24 protein-coding genes are annotated in these 22,593 nt (G+C 49.0%); 21 read left to right on the forward strand and 3 right to left on the reverse strand.

Annotation, left to right across the window (positions count from 1 at the left end):
- Nucleotides 1-43: 43 nt before the first annotated feature.
- The 5 genes from MHI45_RS34355 (at nucleotide 44) to MHI45_RS34375 (ending at nucleotide 5,415) form a co-directional block, all read left to right on the forward strand.
- Nucleotides 44-427, forward strand: a complete 384-nt coding sequence (locus tag MHI45_RS34355) for a GIY-YIG nuclease family protein (RefSeq protein WP_038591260.1) — start codon at nucleotides 44-46, stop codon at nucleotides 425-427.
- A 71-nt stretch (nucleotides 428-498) separates the two neighbouring features.
- Nucleotides 499-891, forward strand: coding sequence for a DnaJ family domain-containing protein (locus MHI45_RS34360; protein ID WP_439823152.1), 393 nt, complete (start codon nucleotides 499-501; stop codon nucleotides 889-891).
- 189 nt (nucleotides 892-1,080) lie between these two features.
- Complete coding sequence (hrpB, locus tag MHI45_RS34365) at nucleotides 1,081-3,570, forward strand: ATP-dependent helicase HrpB (protein ID WP_076109248.1); 2,490 nt, start codon at nucleotides 1,081-1,083, stop codon at nucleotides 3,568-3,570.
- Between the two features lie 175 nt (nucleotides 3,571-3,745).
- On the forward strand, nucleotides 3,746-4,321 hold the full coding sequence (locus MHI45_RS34370; protein WP_083675468.1) for a general stress protein: 576 nt from the start codon (nucleotides 3,746-3,748) through the stop codon (nucleotides 4,319-4,321).
- A 734-nt stretch (nucleotides 4,322-5,055) separates the two neighbouring features.
- Nucleotides 5,056-5,415 carry a helix-turn-helix transcriptional regulator gene (locus MHI45_RS34375; RefSeq protein WP_020432045.1) on the forward strand — a complete coding sequence of 120 codons (360 nt, stop codon included), beginning with the start codon at nucleotides 5,056-5,058 and terminating at the stop codon, nucleotides 5,413-5,415.
- 2 nt (nucleotides 5,416-5,417) lie between these two features.
- Here the strand turns inward: MHI45_RS34375 and MHI45_RS34380 are convergent, their stop codons facing one another.
- Nucleotides 5,418-5,855, reverse strand: a complete 438-nt coding sequence (locus tag MHI45_RS34380) for a conjugal transfer protein TraR (RefSeq protein WP_083675469.1) — start codon at nucleotides 5,853-5,855, stop codon at nucleotides 5,418-5,420.
- A 109-nt stretch (nucleotides 5,856-5,964) separates the two neighbouring features.
- Here MHI45_RS34380 and MHI45_RS34385 point away from each other — a divergent pair, with 109 nt between their 5' ends.
- From MHI45_RS34385 to MHI45_RS34410, 6 genes are all read left to right on the forward strand, one after another.
- The gene (locus tag MHI45_RS34385) at nucleotides 5,965-6,348 is read left to right on the forward strand and encodes a DivIVA domain-containing protein (RefSeq protein WP_076109250.1); all 384 of its coding nucleotides are present in this window, start codon (nucleotides 5,965-5,967) and stop codon (nucleotides 6,346-6,348) included.
- 124 nt (nucleotides 6,349-6,472) lie between these two features.
- Nucleotides 6,473-9,220, forward strand: a complete 2,748-nt coding sequence (locus MHI45_RS34390) for a CHASE3 domain-containing protein (protein WP_076109251.1) — start codon at nucleotides 6,473-6,475, stop codon at nucleotides 9,218-9,220.
- A gap of 210 nt (nucleotides 9,221-9,430) precedes the next feature.
- On the forward strand, nucleotides 9,431-10,297 hold the full coding sequence (locus MHI45_RS34395) for a PRD domain-containing protein (RefSeq protein ID WP_076109252.1): 867 nt from the start codon (nucleotides 9,431-9,433) through the stop codon (nucleotides 10,295-10,297).
- Nucleotides 10,298-10,319: 22 nt separating this feature from the next.
- Entirely contained in the window at nucleotides 10,320-10,829 is a 510-nt protein-coding gene (locus MHI45_RS34400) for a PTS sugar transporter subunit IIA (RefSeq protein WP_076109253.1), read from the forward strand.
- Nucleotides 10,830-10,872: 43 nt separating this feature from the next.
- Nucleotides 10,873-12,327: an N-acetylglucosamine-specific PTS transporter subunit IIBC gene (gene nagE / locus MHI45_RS34405; protein ID WP_076109254.1), complete on the forward strand. Its 1,455-nt coding sequence runs from the start codon at nucleotides 10,873-10,875 to the stop codon at nucleotides 12,325-12,327.
- A 114-nt stretch (nucleotides 12,328-12,441) separates the two neighbouring features.
- A complete protein-coding gene (locus tag MHI45_RS34410) occupies nucleotides 12,442-12,756 on the forward strand; it encodes a hypothetical protein (RefSeq protein ID WP_076109255.1) in 315 nt (104 codons plus the stop codon).
- Between the two features lie 132 nt (nucleotides 12,757-12,888).
- Here the strand turns inward: MHI45_RS34410 and MHI45_RS34415 are convergent, their stop codons facing one another.
- Nucleotides 12,889-13,101, reverse strand: coding sequence for a hypothetical protein (locus MHI45_RS34415; protein ID WP_038591298.1), 213 nt, complete (start codon nucleotides 13,099-13,101; stop codon nucleotides 12,889-12,891).
- Nucleotides 13,102-13,523: 422 nt separating this feature from the next.
- On the opposite strand from MHI45_RS34415, the gene MHI45_RS34420 reads away from it, so the two are divergent.
- The 4 genes from MHI45_RS34420 to MHI45_RS34435 are packed head-to-tail and all read left to right on the forward strand — an operon-like array spanning nucleotide 13,524 to nucleotide 17,094.
- On the forward strand, nucleotides 13,524-14,048 hold the full coding sequence (locus MHI45_RS34420; RefSeq protein WP_076109256.1) for a sigma-70 family RNA polymerase sigma factor: 525 nt from the start codon (nucleotides 13,524-13,526) through the stop codon (nucleotides 14,046-14,048).
- A 54-nt stretch (nucleotides 14,049-14,102) separates the two neighbouring features.
- Nucleotides 14,103-15,224, forward strand: a complete 1,122-nt coding sequence (locus MHI45_RS34425) for a hypothetical protein (protein ID WP_076109257.1) — start codon at nucleotides 14,103-14,105, stop codon at nucleotides 15,222-15,224.
- Nucleotides 15,221-16,210: an ABC transporter ATP-binding protein gene (locus MHI45_RS34430; RefSeq protein WP_076109258.1), complete on the forward strand. Its 990-nt coding sequence runs from the start codon at nucleotides 15,221-15,223 to the stop codon at nucleotides 16,208-16,210. The genes MHI45_RS34425 and MHI45_RS34430 overlap by 4 nt, the downstream gene beginning before the upstream one ends.
- Entirely contained in the window at nucleotides 16,207-17,094 is an 888-nt protein-coding gene (locus MHI45_RS34435; RefSeq protein WP_076109259.1) for an ABC transporter permease, read from the forward strand. The genes MHI45_RS34430 and MHI45_RS34435 overlap by 4 nt, the downstream gene beginning before the upstream one ends.
- Before the next feature lie 95 nt (nucleotides 17,095-17,189).
- On the opposite strand, the gene MHI45_RS34440 is transcribed toward MHI45_RS34435, so the two are convergent.
- On the reverse strand, nucleotides 17,190-17,516 hold the full coding sequence (locus MHI45_RS34440; RefSeq protein ID WP_076109260.1) for a winged helix-turn-helix transcriptional regulator: 327 nt from the start codon (nucleotides 17,514-17,516) through the stop codon (nucleotides 17,190-17,192).
- Nucleotides 17,517-17,682: 166 nt separating this feature from the next.
- On the opposite strand from MHI45_RS34440, the gene MHI45_RS34445 reads away from it, so the two are divergent.
- The 6 genes from MHI45_RS34445 (at nucleotide 17,683) to MHI45_RS34470 (ending at nucleotide 22,589) form a co-directional block, all read left to right on the forward strand.
- Nucleotides 17,683-18,465: a GTP cyclohydrolase II gene (locus MHI45_RS34445; RefSeq protein ID WP_076109261.1), complete on the forward strand. Its 783-nt coding sequence runs from the start codon at nucleotides 17,683-17,685 to the stop codon at nucleotides 18,463-18,465.
- A 165-nt stretch (nucleotides 18,466-18,630) separates the two neighbouring features.
- A complete protein-coding gene (locus MHI45_RS34450) occupies nucleotides 18,631-19,695 on the forward strand; it encodes an ABC transporter ATP-binding protein (protein ID WP_076109262.1) in 1,065 nt (354 codons plus the stop codon).
- A 70-nt stretch (nucleotides 19,696-19,765) separates the two neighbouring features.
- Entirely contained in the window at nucleotides 19,766-20,560 is a 795-nt protein-coding gene (locus MHI45_RS34455) for an ABC transporter permease (RefSeq protein WP_076109400.1), read from the forward strand.
- Nucleotides 20,561-20,609: 49 nt separating this feature from the next.
- Nucleotides 20,610-21,353 carry an ABC transporter permease gene (locus MHI45_RS34460; protein ID WP_179091683.1) on the forward strand — a complete coding sequence of 248 codons (744 nt, stop codon included), beginning with the start codon at nucleotides 20,610-20,612 and terminating at the stop codon, nucleotides 21,351-21,353.
- 181 nt (nucleotides 21,354-21,534) lie between these two features.
- Nucleotides 21,535-22,278 carry an AzlC family ABC transporter permease gene (locus MHI45_RS34465; protein ID WP_076109263.1) on the forward strand — a complete coding sequence of 248 codons (744 nt, stop codon included), beginning with the start codon at nucleotides 21,535-21,537 and terminating at the stop codon, nucleotides 22,276-22,278.
- On the forward strand, nucleotides 22,275-22,589 hold the full coding sequence (locus tag MHI45_RS34470; RefSeq protein ID WP_076109264.1) for an AzlD domain-containing protein: 315 nt from the start codon (nucleotides 22,275-22,277) through the stop codon (nucleotides 22,587-22,589). The genes MHI45_RS34465 and MHI45_RS34470 overlap by 4 nt, the downstream gene beginning before the upstream one ends.
- Nucleotides 22,590-22,593 lie beyond the last annotated feature (4 nt).

Below are 22,593 nucleotides of genomic sequence, written 5' to 3' on the forward strand. Positions count from 1 at the left end.
TGCCCCGGGACAGAGCTTATTATTGAAGGAGAGATCAGGAATAATGGAAAAAGCAAGACGCAAAGAACTGGCCTATGATTATGCCCACTCTCATCGGCCGATGGGTGTATACCGGATTGTGAATACGAAGAACGATAAGTCTTTTGTAGGCAGCAGCCTTAACCTGGAAGGTGTATGGAACAAGCATAAATTTATGCTCGATATTAATAGCCATGACAATAAATCGCTGATGGCCGACTGGGTAGAGTACGGGGAAGAGGCCTTCCGTTTTGAGATTCTGGAACAAATTAAACCGGAGGAGGATTTTGTGGCATCCGTGTCCGAGCTGGCCAAATACAGAAAGCAGCTTCCGGAGCTGGAGAGCAAATGGATGGACCAGCTGTCTCCCTACGGAGACCGCGGTTATCATAAACCCAAGCAGAAATGAAATGACATAGCGGCTGTGTTAAAATAAGAAGCAAAACGGGTTCTGAACACAAGGAGCGGTACGATATGGGTATGCTGTCATGGCTGGCGGAGCAGCGGATTCAGGAAGCGATGCGGAGCGGGGAATTCAAGGATCTTCCCGGGTCTGGAAAGCCGCTGGAGCTGGAGGACTTGTCGGGGGTTCCTGAGGAACTGCGGATGTCATTCAAGATTATGAAAAATGCCGGGCTGCTGCCGGAAGAGATCACACTGCGTAAGGAATGTGTAACCCTTGAGGAACTGCTGGCAGCATGCCGCAACAGCGGGGATACTGGTTCTGCTGAGCAGAAAACGCTGGAGAACAAGCTCTCCATGAAGAGACTTCGGCTGCAGGAACTGCTGAGGCAGCGTGGGCTGGAGAGCAGCAGTTCCATCCTGGAGTACGGCGATAAAATTCGTCAGAAGCTGCTGAGTGAAGAAGAATAAGTCTGCGCCCGGAGGGGCGGCAGGCTTTTTTTGTCTTTCGGTATATGTGTATCCGGCTGTGAGTGTTCGAATGCAACTTTATGAAGCATCTTGAAATTTAGGATCGTTTCGCCCATGATGATTAGGCAGGATAGATGCAATACGCGCTGCCAATTATACTATGTTAATCACAGATTATGGAGAGAAAAGATGAAACAGCTTCCTATTATGCAGGTGCTCCCTGACCTGAAATTGATACTGAATAAGAATAAAGCAGCTGTACTTATTGCCGAACCCGGTGCGGGGAAGACGACCGGAACCCCTCCGGCTTTTTTGGACGAGCCTTGGATGTCTGGCAAGAGTATTCTAATGCTGGAGCCCAGAAGGCTTGCAGCCCGTTCAGCGGCTGTTTATATGGCGGCCTGCCTTGGAGAGAGTGTGGGACAGACGGTAGGCTACCGGATGCGTATGGACAGCAAGGTTGGCAAAAACACACGGATTGTTGTTGTGACCGAAGGTGTGCTGACGAGAATGCTGCAAAGCGATCCTTCACTTGGCGATGTTGGACTTATAATTTTTGATGAATTTCATGAGCGCAGTCTTCATGCTGATCTCGGGCTGGCACTGACGCTGGAGGCGCAGTCTGTGCTGCGTGAAGATCTGCGTATTCTCATAATGTCAGCTACACTGGATGGAGAACGGGTGTCGGCGCTGCTTGGCGGAGCGCCGGTAGTGGATTGTCCCGGCCGCACCTATCCGGTGGAGACGATTTATGTTCCGGGATCAGGCACAGCGCAACTGGAGCAAGCAGCGGCCATTGCAGTCCGCCGGGCTCTGGATGAGCAGCCCGGTGATGTACTGGTGTTCCTGCCCGGCGAACGGGAGATCCGCCGTACCGAACGTGAGCTGCAGAGCGGGGCGCTTCCCCAAGGGACGGTGCTGCGGCCGCTTTATGGCCAGCTCCCGCAGGCCATGCAGGATGCGGCGGTGGCTCCAGCCGTGCCGGGTGAGCGCAAGGTCGTATTGGCAACTTCCATCGCCGAAACAAGCTTGACCATCGAAGGGGTGCGCACGGTGATTGACACCGGGCAGCGCCGTACGCAGGTATTCTCTCCGCGCACCGGCATGCCGCGGCTGACAACAGTGCCGGTATCGAAGGCATCCGCTGACCAACGCCGTGGCCGTGCCGGGCGGACAGCGCCTGGAGTCTGCTACCGGCTGTGGAGCAGCGAGGAGCATCAACGTCTTCCGGACGACAACGTGCCGGAGATCATGGAAACCGACCTGGCGCAGCTCGCGCTGGAGCTGGCGCTATGGGGCGTGCGCGATCCTGCCGCGCTGCCCTGGCTGGATGCGCCGCCCGCCGCGCCTTACGCGCAGGGCGCTGCGCTGCTGCGCCAGCTCGGCGCGCTGGATGCCGGCGGCGCCATCACGCCGCACGGCCGCAGCATGGCCGCGCTTGGCGCGCACCCGCGTGCCGCGCATATGCTGCTGCGCGCGGCAGAGCTTGGCGCCGCGCCGCTCGCCTGCCGGTTGGCGGCACTGCTGCAGGAGCGGGACCTCTTCAAGGGTCCCGCCGCTGCGGACAGCGACCTCACGCTGCGCGTGGAGGCGCTGTTGAGGTTCGAGCGCTCCGCCGAGACGGGCGGAGCAGACCCGGCGATCTTGCGCGCGGTGCAGCGCGAGAGCCGGAATCTCCTGGCGCAGCTGCAGGCCGCGCCGGAAGTGCCCCGAGACAGCAGCGGCACAGGGCTGCTGCTGTCGTTCGCCTATCCCGACCGGGTCGGGCAGAAACGCGGTGATGGCGCGTTTCTGCTGGCCGGCGGCCGGGGGGCGGCGATGCGGGAAGGGCAGCCGCTGTCGCGTTCGCCCTATATTGTTGCCGCCGGCGTGGACGACCGCGCCGGGCAGGGGCGGATCATGCTGGCCGCAGATCTGCCTGAAGAAGAACTGCTCCGTCATCATGCGGGCAGTTTTACAGAGGAACGGGAGGTCTACTGGGACAAAGAGAGCGGAAGCGTCAAGGCACGCCGGCGCACGCTGCTCGGAGCTCTGGTATTGAAAGAAACCTCGCATGAGCGGCCTACGGCAGAAGAGACGGAGGATGTCCTGCTGGGGGTGATATCCGCAGAAGGTCTGGAGCTATTACCTTGGGATAAAGGAACAGTGCAGTTACGGCAGCGGATGGCATTCATGCATGGACTGCGGACGGATTGGCCTGATGTGGCGGATGAAGCATTGCTTGGCTCGCTGGATGAATGGCTGAGGCCCTTCATCCAGGGCATGCGCAACCTGCGTGATCTTCAGCGTCTTCCCTTAAGCCGGGCGTTTGAAGGAATGCTGGACTGGAACAGCCGACAGAAGCTGGACAAGGAAGCTCCGACACATATCGCGGTGCCCAGCGGATCTCGGATACCGCTGGATTACAGCAATCCGGGTGCGCCTGTGCTGGCAGTAAGACTCCAGGAGATGTTCGGGCAGGTAGATACACCGAGAATCGGCATGGGGCAAGTTCCTGTACTGCTGCATCTGCTGTCACCGGCGAGACGGCCGATGCAGGTCACCTCCGATCTGGCGAGCTTTTGGCGCAGTACCTATTTCGAAGTTAAGAAGGATCTCAAAGGCAGATATCCCAAACATTATTGGCCGGATGATCCGCTGCAGGCGGCGCCTACAAACCGGACCCGCCCGGTTAAATAGGGACGATGAATCGTCCCGTACGGATACATCTTGTTAAACAGGGACGACGATCGTACGCAGAATAACAAAACTATGAATTTTCAGGGGATTGTGAAGTCTTGTTCCTGTAAACTGTTTGGTTCAGCCGCTAAAGGGTAATAATGTAGCGAACCACAATTACGAAGGAGGGCTTCAAGTGACTAACAAAATTGTAGGAGTTTTCGATACGGAACAAGAAGCGACCAGAGCAATTGAAGGGCTTCAAAGTCGAGGAGTCAGCAATGACGAAATCTCAGTAATCACAAGAGACCGCGATGAATTAAAAAGCATTTCTGACGATACAGGTACGATGGCTCCCGAAGGGGTAGCGACAGGTGCGGCTACAGGTGGTGTGGTAGGCGGAATTACCGGGTTGCTCGCAGGAATCGGGGCATTGGCCATTCCGGGGATCGGTCCCATTCTGGCGGCCGGACCTATTGTGGCAACACTCACTGGAGCAGCTATCGGTGCAGGTGCCGGTGGACTGGTAGGCGGATTGATTGGTCTTGGTATCCCTGAGGATGAAGCCAAGGAATATGAGGGATATGTCGACAGCGGCAAAATCCTTGTTCTCGTAGATGACAACGGCAGGGGCCGGGATATCCACGATGTGTTCAGCGGCAGCCAATCACTGAATTCCAGTCGTTACAATAACCTCTACAGCGATACTACAGTGGATGGCACCTTGATCAACAGGGATACAACCGATACTTATAACCGCAACAGATTGTAAAAATAGTTTGATTGCAAGGGGCTTTATCAGTCTCCTTGACCCCATATTTGAACTAACAAAAACTGTTCTTCCGCTAACAAGCCGGAAGAACAGTTTTTTTATTGTATAGAAGATTATGCATTGTGAAAATTGTGGATCACTCGAAAATTTGATGAGGTACAGGCGCGGCTACTTCTGATCGCATAAAAGTGGCAGAAACTGTGTCAGTATGCTGCACAGAAGCACATTAGAAATCGGCCCGGACAGTCATCTGGATGGAATGAGAGGCATAAACGCATCAGAATTTGCCGCACACGGCTAAATGGCGGAATCCAGAAGTTACACAACAATATAGTTCTATCTAGTCCACCAACTTCCCAATCTGTTCAAACTTGTCGCAACTCTATTACCAAGCTTTCTTCACCTTTTCGTCATCGAAGGTTTTTTGAACAAAGCTACAGCGTACCATCCATCATAACAACCACTATAACCCTAATTTCAACATATGAAAAATTCACAATAGAAAAACCATAAAAATCACTCAGCCAAAATTCAGCGAGAATGACCACCATATTATCTTCACTTATATCATGCAAACAAGGAAAAAGTGGCCCCTAAGCAAGCGGGAGCTTCAGGTTGTGAAAATTGGTAAATAGTGTTTTACTAGAGTTATGCAATAGAGTATTCAATAGAGTTTACTGAAGAGGTTAGAAAAAATGCAGGTAAAGTCATTCCACTACAAGGAGGGGTTGCCGATGGCATTTATGATTGCCCAGCGGGCTTTTATTAAAGTATATCTGATTACGATGGTAGAACAGCACAAGGGATACGGTTATCAAATGCTGGAGGATTTGCGGAGAGATTTCAAAGCTCATGGCTATTCTCCTCCCCAAAGTGAAATCTACCGTGCGCTCCATGAACTGGTGCAGCAAGGAATACTTTACCGCACTAAGCAGTTGAAGGGAAATGATCCTAAGGTCGATTTTCAGGAAATTGTCTTATATCATTTCACGGCCGATGGGGAGGAAAAAGCCAGGCTCTATAAAAAGCAGGTGAAGACAGACCTTGACCGCTGCCTCGGTATATTAAACAAGGCGGTAGCAGATAATTTCTAAAGTCAGGAGTCCTCTTTTTCTACATCCTGCCCGGGAGGTGTGACCGGAGAGCTGGCACTGCCGTAGTCCTCAACGGAATCCCAGGCCCCGGCATCATCAAATCTTCCGCTATGCTCCTGCCGTCCCTCGCCTGCCCCGGCAGGAGGAGGTGTCATTACCTGTTCTTCTACAGGACGGTCGCTTGAGAGCTCTCTGCCGGGAGAGTATTCTACGGCATAGGCTGTGTAAGGAATGGCCTCTAAACGTTCATAAGGGATGTTTTGTTTGCTGGCGATGCAGACACCGTAGGTTCCATCCTTCATTCGCTGCAGCGCTGCTTCTATCTCTTCTAATTCTTCTGTAAGAGCTTTGTTAATAGCCAAATCTCTGCTTCTTTCGAAGGTCTCTGTGCCTGTGTCAGCCGGATGGTTGTCGACGGAGGAGAGTTCACCGGTTGAGATTTTGAGCGAATCACCGACAGAACTGCAACTTTAGTGATATTTTCAGGTTGCACTCAGCCTGTTATAATGGTTACTGCCGGAGAACACAGATAACTTGGAGGTCACTTAAATGGATGAACATATGAAACGCCGATTGGACAAGCAAAGAAAGCTGTTCAGCCAGCTCGGTATTACACTTGATGCACTGACGATTCATGAGAAGGAATTTGGTATGAAGCTTCGTGGTTATGACGCGGAGGAAGTAGACACTTTTCTGGACAGCGTAATCAAGGATTACGAACGATTTTATGCGACGATTGCCGATTTGATGGATAAGTGGCAGGAACAGCAGATTGAACTGCGCGAAATGAAAGCTGAGACCAAGGCGATTCCAGTCGCGCCTCCGATCGTTAGAGGAATTGATCCGAGAGAGTTGGAGGATGTTATTATCAAACTTGAAAACAATATCCGTCAATTAAAAGATAGACTGCCACAAAGTGAAAGCTACTTGTGACAATAAAAGGATGAATATGAAATATATTCTTACATTTTGCAATCGAGCGACTTGTTCACTACATTACCAATACTTACAATAAAATGGGAGTATATATCGGGATGCAAGATGGAGGTTGAAACCTTTGCCCAAGAAGCAAGCTTGGAGCTTAAAGATCCGTGGCAAAATTGCGGTAGGCTATGTCTTGATTTTATTAATGTTAGGCCTTTTTCTGCTGATCGTATCCAGTAGAATTACCGATCTTGAGAAGGAAACAGTTTTCCTGAGTGATCATGATATAGAAGTGCACGAGCTTACATATCAAATTGAAAAAAATGTCTTGGATATGGAGACCGGACAAAGAGGATATGCGCTTACCGGTGACAATTCCTACCTGGATCCATTTAATAATGGCCTTAGAGATTGGCAGATTAATCTCGCAAAGCTAAAGGGTCTGATTGCTGACAATCCGGACCAGATGCGGAATTTGGGCATTATTAAAGAGAACATTCAATTATGGATTGATCTGGCAGGACAGCAAGTCGTTGATCTAAAGCGGAATGGTGAGGATGAAGCCATAGCTGAGTTTTTCCGCAATGATACCGGCAAATCGGTTATTGACTCGATCCGCTCGCAGTCCGACTATTTTCGGGATAACGAGCGGAATCTAACCAATGAACGGATTTCGAATTTGAAGGAAAGCAATAGCAGACTTCTGATAACCATGTATATTCTATGGACACTGGTTGTGCTGCTCGCGGTCTTGATTACGTATTTAATCTCTGCAAGTATTGTAAATCCGCTGCAGCATGTCATTCTGGCAATTAATGGGATCGCTGGAGGCGGCAATATGTCTGAGCGGATAAAGGTAAAGACCATGGATGAAATCTATGATCTTGGTGAAGCTACCAATAGTCTGCTGGATACTGTGCAGCTGGAACAGTGGAGCAGTGAGCAGCAGACTGCCATGTCCGTAATTCTGCAGGAAGCCACAGATATTTATTTGTTATGCAGGACTTTTATGAATAAACTGGCAACAACCCTTGAGATGCAATACGGTGCCATTTATGTTATGAATCATAAGGAACGCTATAAATGTATGTATTCCTATGCCGGTGCTGAGAAAAAAGAATTTCCGTTTGCAGAAGACTCGATCTTACCCGGTGAGGGTCTTGTGGGACAATGTGCAGTAGATAAACGTATAATTATAGTTGAAGATTTGCCGGAGAATTATATAAGCATTAATTCTGCACTGGGCAGAACGGCTCCCCGCTTCGCAGTCATTGCACCGATTATATTTGAGAATAAAACAGTGGCTGTATTGGAAGTAGCTTCTTTGACTCAATGGGCATCGTATCACCATGAGCTTTTGTCTAAGCTTCTGGACATGATGGCGGTTTCCGTGAATTCAGTGATGACCCGTATGGAAATCCAGAAACTGTATCATGAGTCTCAGGTCATGAATGAAGAGCTGCAAGTTCAATCGGAAGAACTGCAGGTGCAATCTGAGGAATTGCAGGTGCAGACCGAAGAATTGCAAAATCACACGAATGAATTGCTCACGGTGAACCGGGAACTGGAGAATCAGAAGGCCGTTGCAGAGAATGCCGCAGTAGAACTCGAACGATATAATGAACAGCTTGAGTTAAGCTCCCGCTATAAATCGGAATTTCTGGCGAATATGTCGCATGAGCTGCGTACTCCGCTGAACAGTATGCTTATTCTATCCCAACTGCTGGCCGAGAACCGCAATAACAACTTAAACGAGGAAGAACAAGGCTATGCTTCGGTCATTCACAATTCCGGCACTGATTTGCTGGTCATGATCAACGATATTCTCGATCTGTCCAAGGTGGAAGCCGGCAAAATGATGGTGGAAATGGATGCGGTCAATCTTACGGAGCTGCCTACATTGCTTAGGGGTTATTTTGGAAAAACCGCCGAACAACAGAAATTGGAGTTTTCTGTGAACATCGGTGCAGAGGTACCGGATCTATTTTATACCGACGAAATGCGGCTGCATCAAATTCTGCGCAATCTGCTGTCCAATGCCTTTAAGTTTACGGAGGAAGGTTCCGTGCAAGTTGACATTACCCGGATCGAAGCTTATTCTGACCCGCAGTATAACCCAACTGAGCCAGTTTTGGCTTTCTCCGTCAAGGATACGGGAATCGGGATTTCGGAAGAGCATCGTGAGCTGATTTTTGAAGCTTTCATGCAGGCAGACGGTTCAACTGTACGCAAATTTGGGGGAACCGGATTGGGTCTGTCAATCTCCCTGCAGCTGGCCAGATTACTGGGCGGGTATATTTCACTGCAAAGCGAGCTGGGCCAAGGCAGCACCTTTACACTATTTCTTCCTTGCCGTTGTCTTGAAGCTGACATGGAGGATGGACTTCAGCCACCGGGTTCCTGGTCATCCGTTGCGGCGGCACGGGAGCGGGAAGTCACTCAAAAGCCTGAGAAGGCCACTATAACTGTGGACACAAGTTTGTTTGAGAAACAATATGAGATGCTTCAAGGCAGGACTGTGCTGATTGTTGATGATGATCTTCGTAATATTTATGCCCTTAAGCAAGGGCTGGAGCCTTATCAGATGAATATCCTGACGGCACAGTCAGGTTTTGAGTGTCTACAGATTGTCAGGGAACAGGCAAATGTGGATATCGTGCTGCTAGATATTATGATGCCGAATCTGGATGGTTATGATACTCTGTCAATCATCCGTGAAGAACTCCTGCTTCCGGATCTGCCGATTATCGCGATTTCAGCCAAAACCATGAAAGAGGACCGTGAGAAATGCCTGGCGGCGGGCGCAACTGATTTCATAAGCAAACCTGTAGTTATGAAAGACGTGATTACCCGAATGTGCCGATGGATTACGGTTGAATAAGCTTAGGCTTATGAGTTTGCTTGACTTTTGAAAATTACCATTGACGGCGATATGAACTATGATTTATGATAGGCTCATAAATGATCATTTATATGTAGTTGGCGTGTTACCGTAAAGGGCATGAGCCAAGGATTGTCTTCATTCATTTGAGACGGTTCTTGGCTTTTTTTGTTGCCTGTAGCCTGAAGATTAGGGGAAGGAGGGGAGAACTTGTCACGGGAAATCGAACAATTTCAAGTTCAGCGTGTAATTGGGAATAACGTTGTAATGGTCCAGGGAGAAAAGAACGGCAAGGAATATGTCATTATTGGCAAAGGCATCGGCTTTGCGGTGAAAGATGCCGGTGTGATTGAAAGCAACGATCACCGGATCGAAAAGTTGTTTCGCCTGGAAGACCGGGAAGAATGGAGCCAGTATCAAATACTGCTGGAGGACATTGATCCTAAAATAATGAAAATCACCGATGAGATTATCGGAGATATCACCTGTCAGTTTCCCGGCAAGTTAAACGACAAGATTTATTTGGCGCTCCCGAGTCATATCCAGTTTACCATCTACCGTCTGAGGGGCGGGATGGATATAATTAATCCTTTTTTACAGGAAACCAAAATGACGTTCCCGAAGGAATTTGAGATCGCTTTCAAAGCGGCAGAAAAAATCAGTGAAGAGTTTAAAATACAGATTCCTGAGGACGAAGTAGGATTCCTCACCTATCATGTATACTCCGCTGTGAGCAATGTTCCGGTTGGACAGCTGGTGAAAGCCTCCAATATCGTGAATGAATTGATTGAGATGATCCGGGAAGAGCGGAAGATTACCTTTGAGCATGGCAGTATGAACCATGTCCGGTTGATGATTCATCTGCGTTTTTCGCTGGAACGGATACTGCAGGGATCCTTAATAGATAATCCCTTCGTGAAGCACATTAAGAAGGAGTATAAAGCGGAATATAAGCTGGCGCAGAAACTCGGGAAGGTAATGCAAAGTTCACTGGAAGTGGAAGTTCCTGATGAAGAATTATGTTTCCTGGCGATGCACTTGCACCGGCTATTCCAAACTTTAGAGAAGAACAAATAGCAGCTTGCGAGGAGTGGCGCGGATGTTTTCCAAATGGAAATCCAAAAAAGAAGAGCAGCATACTGAACAGATCATAGAAATTACAGCTCCTATCAGCGGGCAAGCGGTTCCTTTGAACCAGGTACCTGATGATACCTTTGCCGGCGGACACATGGGCAGCGGAATTGCAATTGAACCTGCTGAGGGGAGGCTTAAGGCTCCGTTTGACGGCAAGATTGCCCATATCGTGAAATCCAATCACGCATTGATTCTTGAGCATCCGTCCGGATTACAGCTGCTGCTACATATCGGAATCGACACGGTCAGCCTGAAAGGCAACGGATTTGTCAGCCATGTTGCTACCGGAGACAGCGTAAAGGCAGGGCAGACCTTGATTGAGTTTGATCTTGAGGCTATACAGGCGGCAGGACTTGCAACAATCTCGCCGGTAATCGTAACGAGTATGGAGGAACATTTACCGGAAGTAGAGAGTCTCTATGGTGCAGTCACAGCGGGTACGAATATCGTTCTACGGGTGACTTCAAAGCACTAGCATACTTGAGCAGAACCAATCATGAAACCAAGGGGATGATATTATGTTGGCTTTTTTACAAAAGTTAGGTAAGTCTCTGATGCTTCCGGTCGCGACATTGCCGGCAGCAGGGATTCTGCAAGGATTAGCTTTGATTAATTACGAAAAAGATTGGCATCTGGGGGCTAATGTAGGCGGATTCCTGAATCAGTATGTTGCTCCATTCCTGAATGCTGGCGCGGGCGCCATATTCGGCAATCTCGCTTTAATATTTGCTATCGGTGTGGCCATAGGATTCGCCGGAGATGCTGTAGCGGCATTGTCTGCGTTGATTTCATACCTGGTACTCACCAAAGTTCTGGCTATCGTACCCTTGCAGTTCTCATTTATCAATGACGACGTTGTTCTGAATATGGGGGTACTCGGGGGTATCTTCGCCGGTGCATGGGCGGCCTTCCTCTATAAAAAATACCACAATATCAAGATGCCGGATTGGCTGGGATTCTTCGCAGGCAAACGTTTTGTTCCGATCGTGACTGCCGGTTCCATGATGGTGCTTGCCATATTCGTAGGTATGATCTGGAGCCCTATACAGGATGTAATCAGTGATTTCGGGAATTGGGTTGTGGGTCTCGGCGCGGTGGGCGCATTTATCTTCGGTACAGCCAACCGCTTGCTGATCCCTATCGGATTACATCACGTACTCAACACCATAGCTTGGTTTCAAATTGGTGACTTTACCAATGCAGCCGGTGAACTGGTACACGGGGACTTGACACGTTTCTTCGCCGGAGACAAAACCGCAGGGATGTTCATGACCGGGTTCTTCCCGATTATGATGTTCGCTCTGCCTGGCGCAGCCTTTGCTTTTATCCATACTGCAAAACCGGAGAAACGCAAACTGGTTGCCTCTATCTTTATTGGTTCAGCGATTGCTTCCTTTTTAACAGGTATTACTGAACCGCTTGAGTTTTCCTTTATGTTCGTTGCTCCGCTCTTATATCTGGTGCATGCCATTTTGACAGGGTTATCATTGGCCCTGATGTACGTCCTTGATGTTAAGATGGGCTTTGGATTCTCCGCAGGTTTGATTGATTCCTTGCTGTACCTGAAGCTTACTACTAATGCATGGATGCTTATCCCGATAGGACTTGCGTTCTTCGTCCTCTATTATGTGCTCTTCCGCTTCATTATAGTGAAATTTAAGCTGAAGACGCCTGGGCGGGAAGATGAGACCGAGGATGAAATCGAAGAAAAGTCCATCGGCGGGGCTTCGGCAGGTGTTTCTTCCCAAGCCGCAAAAATTCTGGAAAACATCGGCGGACCGTCCAACATCCGGAATATTGATGCCTGCATTACACGGCTGCGGTTGATCGTAAACGACGATAAGGCGGTAAAAGATGCTGCGCTTAAACAACTGGGCGCTTCCGGGGTTATGAGACTTGGTCATGGTGCGGTGCAAATCGTATTTGGTCCAAAATCGGAACAGATTAAGGATGATATAAAGAAGCTTATGTAATAAATATCATGTGCGGGCATCTCTGATGTCCGCATTTTTTTATGATTGACCTCTTGCAATATATACAATACCGAGTATAATACTTGGTATAACGGAATTAAGGAGTCGGTACACATGTCAGTCGATGATTATCTGGATCTTTTAAACTACGCCAAAGCAATTAACGATGGACAGTGGCAGGCTGACATCATTGAGAATTTAAAGAACTTCAAGGAATCTTCCGAAGAGCGGGAAAGAGTGGAGAATGTCCGGGAACTCTGGAACCGGTTTGATCATATAAACCTGATGCTGCTGGAATTGTTCAACAAGTTGAGAGAACATGAGGATGCTGAGGACAGTTACCGGTGGAAAGAGAAGATTTGGGAGCTGAAGATGGAGCGGATTACAGTGGCTAAGCAAATTCAGGAGAGATATATCAAGATCAGATAATAGATGAATTGATACCCTTAGTTGATAATACAAAATAAAAAAATGGCATGCAGTTAGTCTGCTCTGCCAAGACTTGCGAAGTTTACGTTAAGGTGAATTTTGCGGATTCACATTAACAATCTGAAAGATGAATTATTTCGACATTTGCATTCCTTCACGCATCATCGTCATACACATGGTCATCATTTCATCGCAGTCTTGCATTTTCTTCATCATCATGTCCATATCCATGTCCATCATGTTCATTTCAGTCATCTTCTCCATGCACATCTTCATACTGTTCATCTTGGCCATCATGTCTTCCATGCACATATTCATCATCATTTCCATACACATCTTTTCCATTGTTAACGCCACCTCTCAATTTATAGTAGTTTACCTTCTCAAATTACTATATTTTGCTAGTCTAATCAACACTTTTTAAATATTTAAGCCTGGAAATATTTTATTATTTGTCACTATTATGTATATTCAGACCTTGCAGATTGTAATTATAAGATTACTAAACATCACTGTGCACGGTTATTAGAAGATACCGGCAGTTCCTTTTTTCATAAAAAGGGGCTGCTTTTTTTGTAAATATAAGATTTTATATGCTTCACGCTATAAATTATCCTTCTATTTCTCGCTGAAACGGTACCGTCCTTAAAAAGGACGACAAAGCCGTTTCCACTTGTTGTGGTAAGATGTTTTTGACGTTCTCTGATACAAAAAAGCTCCAGGCTTCGTCTTACTTATAGCTGCAGCTGATAAGGAGGATTTAAACAATGGATATTCCGGAATCTGATATATTCAAAGCTTTATTTTATGAACACTATCCTGTGGTACGGCGCAAACTTGCTGCTTTGGTACGGGATGAGACGGCGGCGGACGATTTAGCCCAGGATGTATTTTTAAGACTTTACCGCAATCCGCCGGATGACCCCGGAGCGCTCGGTGCCTGGCTGCATAGAGTGCTTACCCGGGTCGGATATGATTATTTGAATAAAGTAGCCAGAGAACGGCGGCTGCAAAATAAGCAGGAGCTCCTCTTCGATATTGGGGCCTCTCCGCCTACAGGTGAAGAGGTGGTGCTCGCCAAGCTGGACCAGGAGGATGTCAGGATCTGGCTGGACAGCCTGCCGGACAGAGACAGACAGGCGCTGTTGCTGAGGTATTCGGGTTACAGCTACGCAGAGATCGCCGGAGAGCTCGGTGTAAAGCCGCCGGTTGTCGGGACACTGCTAAGCAGGGCCACAACGAAGCTAAGGCAGCATGCGGTAGAGACGCTCCCGCAGACGACTAGACCGTGAGGACAGTGGCGTTTGGAAATTTTGCTTCTATATATTACTTAGGAGGAACGATCAATGACCAATCCTATAAAACATGAATCAGATCAGCTGAATATGGATGAAGCTTGGGCCAGGCTGCAAGACAGCATTGCGCAGGAACCGGTAAATCCGGTATGGGCAGCTTGGGGCCAGCAATCAACGACAAACAATGATCCCTTAATAGATGCTGCTTCTACAGCTGGTACAGCCGGCGGTAGGACTGCAATGACGCAGATAACAGGGCAGGCTGATTCTACCACGGAAGGCAAGAAAACGGGAAGTCGGACTCGGCGGCCTCAGATGAACCGCCGGCGGAAGTGGGCGGCAACAGCAGCCAGTGTAGCTATCTTCGCTGCTATTCTCGCCACTCCGGTAGGGAGCACGGCTATGGCAGCAATCTTGAACCAATTCCGGATGCAGGAACCAACAGTTGTGAATGAAAGCGATCTGCGGAATATCTTCAATCAGATTACCGAGGGGGGAACTGTCGGCGAAGCTGTCAGTAAATTCGGAGCGGTTTCGAGTTCGTCCGGAACCATCGATGGAGCGGTGCCTATAAATGATTTGCAGAAAACGCTGGGGTACAGCGCAGTCAGCGGGGAAGGCTTTGACCAAGTCAAGTCTGCTTGGATTAGTCCCTCCCAGGAGATGACCCTTACGCTGAACGTCGACGCAGTTAACGAAGCGTTGCTGCGCCTGGGATCAGATCAATTGCTACCGGAATCTATAGATGGCAAGCCGATAACTCTGGCTATTCCTGAGATCGTCCGCTACGACTTATCCACGGACAATGAGCATTGGGCGAGCTTTACTCAGATGAATACGCCAATAGTGACGGTAGATCCGTCTATAGACGTAGAAGAAGCCGTTAAGGCTGTCCTTGACTTTCCGCTTCTCCCGGATCATCTGAAATCCAGTTTGCAGCAAAGCCGGATTCTATCCGGCGACATTCCGTTGCCGCTGATTAAGGGGCAGTTCTCAGAAGAAATCACAATTGACGGGACACCGGTTATTTTTAATAAAAACGAACATGGCAGAGGAACGCAATATAGTGCGACTTGGGTGAAGAACGGCCAGTTGTTCGATTTCTCCGGAGGAGAAGTATATGCGGACAAAGATAAGTTTATGACGAAACTGCAGGAGCTGATCACATCATGAGCATTCCCGCAATAGAAGCCAACTCGTTGACCAAAGAATACAGCAACGGGCGCGGTTGCCGGGATGTAACGATTACTGTGGGGAAAGGGGAAGCCTTTGGCTTCCTCGGCCCCAACGGTGCCGGGAAAAGCACCTTTGTGAAGATGCTGGTAGGACTTATCCATCCAACAGGCGGAAGCGCCTCATTGTTAGGACATAAAATTGGTACGTTGGAAGCCAAGATGAAAATCGGTTATCTGCCGGAGTTGTACCGCTATCAGGAATGGTTAACCGGGGAAGAGGTTGTGCGGCTGCATGCCAGATTATGCCGGATCGATAAAACCGTGGCGGATCAAAGAATTCCTCAGCTGCTTAATGAGGTGGGTATTGGACAACGCGGACGGGACAGGGTCAAGCATTACTCCAAGGGAATGCAGCAGCGGCTGGGACTGGCTTGCGCGCTGGTGAACGAGCCGGAGATCGTTTTCCTGGATGAACCGTCATCTGCGCTCGACCCGATTGGACGCATGGAAGTCAGAGGTATTCTGGAGCGCTTGAAGGAGCGCGGGATCACTATTTTTCTCAACTCTCATCTGCTTGAGGATGTTGAGGTGCTGTGCGACCGGATGGCACTGCTGAATAACGGTCTTATCCTGCGGCACGGCACAGTATCAGAAATATTAAATAAGCGAACGAGCTGGCATTTTAAAGTGGGCGGCTTTTCGCCTTTTTTGCTGTCCTGGCTGAATGATTTTACCGGACTGTCAATCACCATCTCTTCGGGTGAAGATAAGCACGAACGGGACTCCTTGCAGGGAACGGATCCTGACAGCGGAATTGTATGGATGGAAGCAGAGCTGGAAAGTGAAGAGCAGGTGGGCTGGCTGAATGCGGTTTTTATAGAACAGGGTTTGACTTTATATGAAGTGAAGCGTAAAAAAGAGCGTCTGGAGGAATGGTTTATGGATGCGGTATCCGGACTGAGTCACAGGGGGGAGCGGGAATGAGAATTATACTCGGGATGACCTGGAAAGAAATGCTCCGCAAAAGGGTGATGATGCTGACCCTGGTGATGACAGTGATCTTCCTGTTTGCTTTCTGGTTTGTGGCCGGCACTATCGGCGGAGATCGACGTTTTGGCGGCGGGTCCGGGATCATGAATGGCAGTATTCTTATTGAACGGTTTACGAATGGGGCATTTATACTGACGTTAGGGTTTTTCTTCGGATCGTTTGTCATCGCTTTTCTGGCGATCTTCAGCTCCTTCTCGGCCATTGCCGGGGAAGCGGAGCAGGGAGTGATGCAGGCGATGCTGCCCAGACCGATTCCACGCTGGAAATGGTATCTCGGCCGTTGGCTTGGCTATGTCACGCTGGGGTTACTCTACGCACTGATACTTTTCGCAGCTATTCTATTCATTACAAATGCCCATGCCGCAATACCTAGAGATATGGCAGCCTTGGTTAAAGCTTTCCTGATTTTTGCTTCAAGTGTTCCGCTGTTGATCACATTGTCGATGCTGGGCTCAGGATTTTTTTCGGCGCTCGGGAACGGGGTATTTATGACGATGCTTTACGGAGCGGGCTGGCTGGGAGGTATGATTGATAAGGTGAGCTCAGCGCTGAGCCTGGAAGGCAATGCACTTCATATGCTAAACAATATGACAGGCTTCATGTCAATGCTCATGCCGGTTGATGGTTTGCAGCGCAAAATGACAGCTGTGCTGTTCAGTCTGGACGATCTAGGCGGTATGGTCTCGTTCAGCGGCGGCGCATTTTCACTTCTTAATTTGAACTCAGTTCCCTCGAATTCATTTGTGGTCTACGCTGCGGTTTATACTGCTGCACTTTTCACAATCGGCTTGCTGCGGTTTCAGCGGAAAGATTTATAGATACGGAGTTCCAGAAAATATGAACAACAATAAGCGCCCTTTTTATTCCGGTTGCCGGAACAAAAAAGGGCGCTATTGATGCTGCGGACCCCATATCATTTGGTTGCGCCGATCTTGATCCACTCTGTAGACCAGTTGCTGATTTCTCCAAGAATAGGAGCCAGGGCAGTGCCTTTGTCCGTCAGCGAATATTCAATGCGTACAGGCATTTCAGGATAAACTGTACGCGTGATAATGCCCTCATTTTCCATTTCCTTCAAGCGGTCAGACAAAACCTTTCCGCTGAGATTGGACAAGCAGCTCTCGATTTCACCAAACCGGCGAGGGCCATTCATTAATACAAATACGATCAGTGCAACCCAACGTTTGCTAAGCACATCTACTGCTTTTTCAAAGCGTGGACACATCTCGAAGTCATTCATTAAGATCACCTCTGCATTCATTATATCATAAACTTACAATAAGTAATTATAATAATTTAAATATATATTATAACTTGACGAAGTTATATTACAATGATAAACTAACTTACAAATAGTTACTTGAAGTTAAAATTAAAAATATTTAAAACTTTAGGACGGTGCACTTATGATTAAACCTGATATCCTTTCTATATTGCAGAATAAGATCAAACGGATAACGATGGATGATTCCACTAATATACTGGTCGGACCGATTACGCTGCCGGTGAATCTCGATGGAGAAACAGTCACTTTTAAATGGTACAGCTGGTTGAAATCGGATGACGTTGAACTGCAGGGCGGGGATTCTATAGAAGCAACTGAATTATTGATCTCCCGTTTGTCTTCCATGAATCTTGCTGACAGTCAGCAGTCCAGTGTACTCGTTTACGGTGATTTCGAAGACTCGGACGAAGCTTTGATCCGGATGCACAGCATCTGCCATACCGGCGATATTTTCGGCAGCAAACGCTGTGATTGCGGCTTCCAGCTGCGCCAGTCGATGAAAATGATTGCTCAGCACGGCTCTGGTGCGTTGTTCTACCTGGCCAATCATGAAGGACGAGGCATTGGTCTGTTCAGCAAGGCAATGGCTTATATTCTGCAGGAAGAAGGTTATGATACTGTGGAAGCCAATCTGGAGCTTGGCTTTGCCGATGATTCCAGAGACTATAAGGATGCCATCAGCGTACTGCAGCATCTGCGCAGCAAACCGGTGACACTGATTACGAACAACCCTAAGAAGATGGACGCCTTGAAGGCTGCCGGAATGAACACAGTGAAAAGAATTCCGCTATGGGGCGACGTTTCCGTATTCAATGAGAAGTACCTGCGTACGAAGGTAACCCGGTCCGGGCACTTGGAAGCCGTGAAAAGTAACGATTTCTTTGAAGGCAGAGTCGCCAAATAATGCTGTCATCCAGCTACATTCCTGATTTCCCCGCAGAAACGGATGCCGTTTGTAAATGGACGGTATAACCGTTTCTGTTTATTTTACGATAAACGGGTAGTGCTTTTGTAATCCGTGCATTATAATGGGGTACTGAACCCAATCTTTAGCTTAGCGAGGTACGATATGAACGCCATTCAAGTGCAGGACTTACGCAAAACGTTTAAAGTCCAAAAGAACCGCGAGGGCCTCAAAGGGGCCTTCGCTGATTTGTTTAAGAGGGAATATTCCGAAGTTACGGCAGTGAAGGACATTTCGTTCACGATTCCTCAAGGTGAAATTTGCGGATATATCGGCGAAAACGGTGCAGGCAAATCGACCACGATTAAAATGCTCACCGGCATCCTCGTTCCGACCGCTGGCAGCCTGTCTGTCGGAGGGTTTGTGCCGTATGCCGAACGTGAGAAATTTGTGCAGAACATCGGGGTAGTCTTCGGGCAGCGCAGCCAGCTGTGGTGGGATATCGGCGTGATCGAGTCTTTTCAGCTGCTGCGCAAGGTATACCGGGTCTCCGAACAGGATTTCAAAAAGCGGCTCGATGAGCTAGTGGAGCGACTGGAGCTGCAGGATCTGCTGAACCGGCCGGTCCGCAAGCTTAGTCTCGGCCAGCGGATGCGCTGCGAGCTTGTGGCCGCACTGCTCCATAACCCCTCGATCCTGTTCCTGGATGAACCGACCATTGGTCTCGACATTGTCGTGAAATCGGAGATCCGCGAGTTTCTGAAGGATATGAACCGGGAGCATGGAACAACCATTCTGCTGACTACTCATGATCTGCAGGACATTGAAGCGCTCTGTTCACGGGTCATTATGCTCGATGATGGCCGGATTATTTATGACGGCGGTCTGGAGGACTTGAAACAGCGCTGGGGAACCGGGCGTGAGGTGGTATTCCAATTCGGCACAGCTACGAAGCTCAACCGGATTATGCAATGGACGGAAGGTATGCCGGTGACCTGGACGGCTGAGAACGACCTCGCCGCCAAAGTCTGGATTCCGCTGGAGCTGAATGTATCGGATGTGCTGGGACGCGTGGTAGGCCAGGCGGACATAACAGACATCAAGATTATCGAAACCAACACGGACGATATTGTCCGCAGCATTTATCAGTCCGGATCGGCGGAGAAACCGGAAGAGATGATCGCGGCTTTGCAGGAAGAGAAAGAGGTCATACATGTCGGACAAGCTTAACACCGCTGTTGCCAGCTCCGCGGGTGGCTCCTCTTCCTCTGGAGGACAGCCGGAAAATGGACGCAGACTTTTGCTGGGCGCTTATTTTGATTTTATCCGCATCCGCTTTCTGACCATGCTCGCTTACCGTGTGAACTATTATTCAGGCATTCTAATCTATACGCTTAATATCGGGGTGAACTATTTCACCTGGAAGGCCATTTATGGGGACGGGGAGTCGCTTGGCGGGTTTACAGGAGCGCAGATGACCACCTATGTGGCAGTCTCGTGGATGGCGCGCGCCTTTTATTTCAACAACCTGGACCGGGAGATCTCCACGGATATCCGTGACGGCAGCATCGCCATCCAGTTCATTCGTCCTTATAACTACGTATTGGTTAAAATGATGCAGGGACTCGGCGAAGGGTTATTCCGCTTCATGATGCTGATGATTCCGGGGATGGTCATCGCCATTCTGTTATTTCCGGTGCAATTGCCGACAGAGCCTTCGGCCTGGGCCGGCTTTCTGGTCATGCTCTTCTTCAGCTTCCTGATCAGTTCACAGATTAACGTTATCACAGGGCTGTCCGCCTTCTTCGTGGAGAACAATGAAGGCATGATGCGCATGAAGCGGGTCATTGTAGACCTGTTCTCCGGCCTGATTATCCCGATCAGCTTGTTCCCGGACTGGCTGTCCGGTGTGCTGAAGGTTTTGCCCTTTCAAGCCATCACCTACCTTCCGGGCTCCGTGTTTACGGGCCGGGTACAGGGTGTGGGCATATGGAATGTGCTCGGTGTCCAGGTGTTCTGGTTCCTGGTGCTGCTGATTCCAATTGTCTGGCTATACCACGCGGCGCGTCAGCGGCTGTTCGTGCAGGGAGGGTGAGGAAGGTTTGTATTATCTGGGATTGTTAATCGAATATTTGAAAAATTATATGAAGACCCGGCTGACCTACCGCGCCGATTTCTGGGTGGAGGTCATTTCGGATCTGCTGTTTCAAGCGACTAATTTTATTTTTATCCTTGTGATCTTTATGCATACCGACAGCCTGGGCGGCTGGAATCAAAATGAAGTGGTGTTCGTATACGGCTTCTTTATGGTCCCGTACGGCGTCTTCAGCTGCTTTGTGAACATGTGGGGCTTCAGTGAGCGCTATATTGTCAAAGGCGAAATGGACCGGATTCTGACCCGGCCTGCGCATAACCTTTTTCAGATCTTTCTGGAAAATGTAGACCCGCCAGCCCTGTTTGGTTCGATCATTGGATTGATTATTATGGCAATCAGCGGCGCTAACCTCGGACTGCCGTTCGAGTGGTGGACGATACCGGCACTGATCCTCCTTACGCTCAGTGCGGTAGCCATCTATACGGGGATTTACACCACGCTGACTTCATTGTCATTCTACTCCGATGCCCCGACCGGCATTTTGCCGCTGATGTACAATATTCAGAGCTATGGCCGTTATCCGGTCACGATCTACAACCGGGCTATTCAGGTACTGCTCACCTGGGTTATTCCGTTTGCCTTCGTCGGTATTTACCCGGCGGCGCTGTTTCTGGAACGGGATGAGATGCGGGGAATGGCGCTGCTGACTCCTGTAGTCGGTGCGGTATTCCTTTGCCTTGGCCTTGTTTCTTGGAACTACGGGGTTAAACGGTATAAGGGAGCAGGCTCCTAAAGCAGCTTTTTAGCTATAAGATAGTATCAGCAAGGCAGACAGGAGAAAGACACCCTGTCTGCCTTTTTTCTGTCTCTGTAGAATTGGTATGGTGGATAGAGTGCAAAGTGGTTATTTCCCGGCACAGACCGAACAGGTAAGCTGGCTGTGTGGTTTAAATGTGCTAAGGGAGTGATCGAACATGGGGGTCTTTGGAGCCGAGTTTAAAAAAGGGTGTTTGGATTCTTTGCCGATTGTCGCCGGTTTTATTCCTGCCTGTTTTACTTTTGGGCTGGTTGGCAAGGGACTTGGACTTGGAAGTCTGGAGGTTTTTCTGATGTCAGCATTGATGTATGCGGGCACAAGTCAATTTGCTGGCGTCAAGCTGCTTGCGGCAGGGACGGCGGCGCCTCTTATATTGCTGCTGACCTTGGTTATTAATTTAAGATACCTGATGATCAGTTTGTCCTTTTCAGGGTTGGTCAGACGAAACCTCAGTACTGCGGTGAAGGCGTGGATCGGCTTCAGTTTAACAGAAGAGGTCTATGCTGTAAGTATGCTAAGCCATAAGCAGAGTTTAGGGCAGGAAGCAGCGGACGGGCAATCACCGGAGTTGCCGCTGCATTATCTTCTTGGCCTGCAAATTCCTCCTTATACTGCGAATCTTGTGTCCACAGCTGCTGGTATATCCCTTGCAGCCTATATTCCGGCCGCTTTTTTACCCGCGCTGAACACCTCGCTATATGCTTTATTGATTGCATTAATTGTTCCTCAGCTGCGGGGCAGCAGGCGCAATCTGGTGATTTGCCTGTGCTCGGCGTTGTTCTCCTGGGTTCTGCAACCTTACCTCGGGAGTTCCGCTGTGCTTGCCGCCATGCTGGCAGGAATGACTGCCGGCCTTCTCGTTCCAGTTCGGGTTAATAGGGCTGTGGAGGAGGCCGCATGAACATTGCAGTGATCGTTGGCATGGCGCTGATCACCTTTTTGCTGCGATTCGCGCCGCTGCTGCTTACCCGTGATTTCCTTCCGAAAACCGGTAAAATCAAGATGATGCTGGATCATTTGCCGCTGGCTGTACTGAGTGCCTTAACGGTACCGGGGATCTTTCAGGTAGATCCCAAAGCTCCGCTGATCGGTATCGCTTCCGGCGCTACTGCTGTTATACTGGTCTTAGTCCGTAAAATACCGCTGCTGCTTGTTGTTCTGGGTGCGGTAACAGCGGCAGTTATAGTAAAGGTGATATCATTAAATTTCTGATATA

Source organism: Paenibacillus sp. FSL H3-0321, from assembly GCF_038002865.1.
In the GTDB taxonomy this organism is placed as follows: Bacteria; Bacillota; Bacilli; order Paenibacillales; family Paenibacillaceae; genus Paenibacillus_AQ.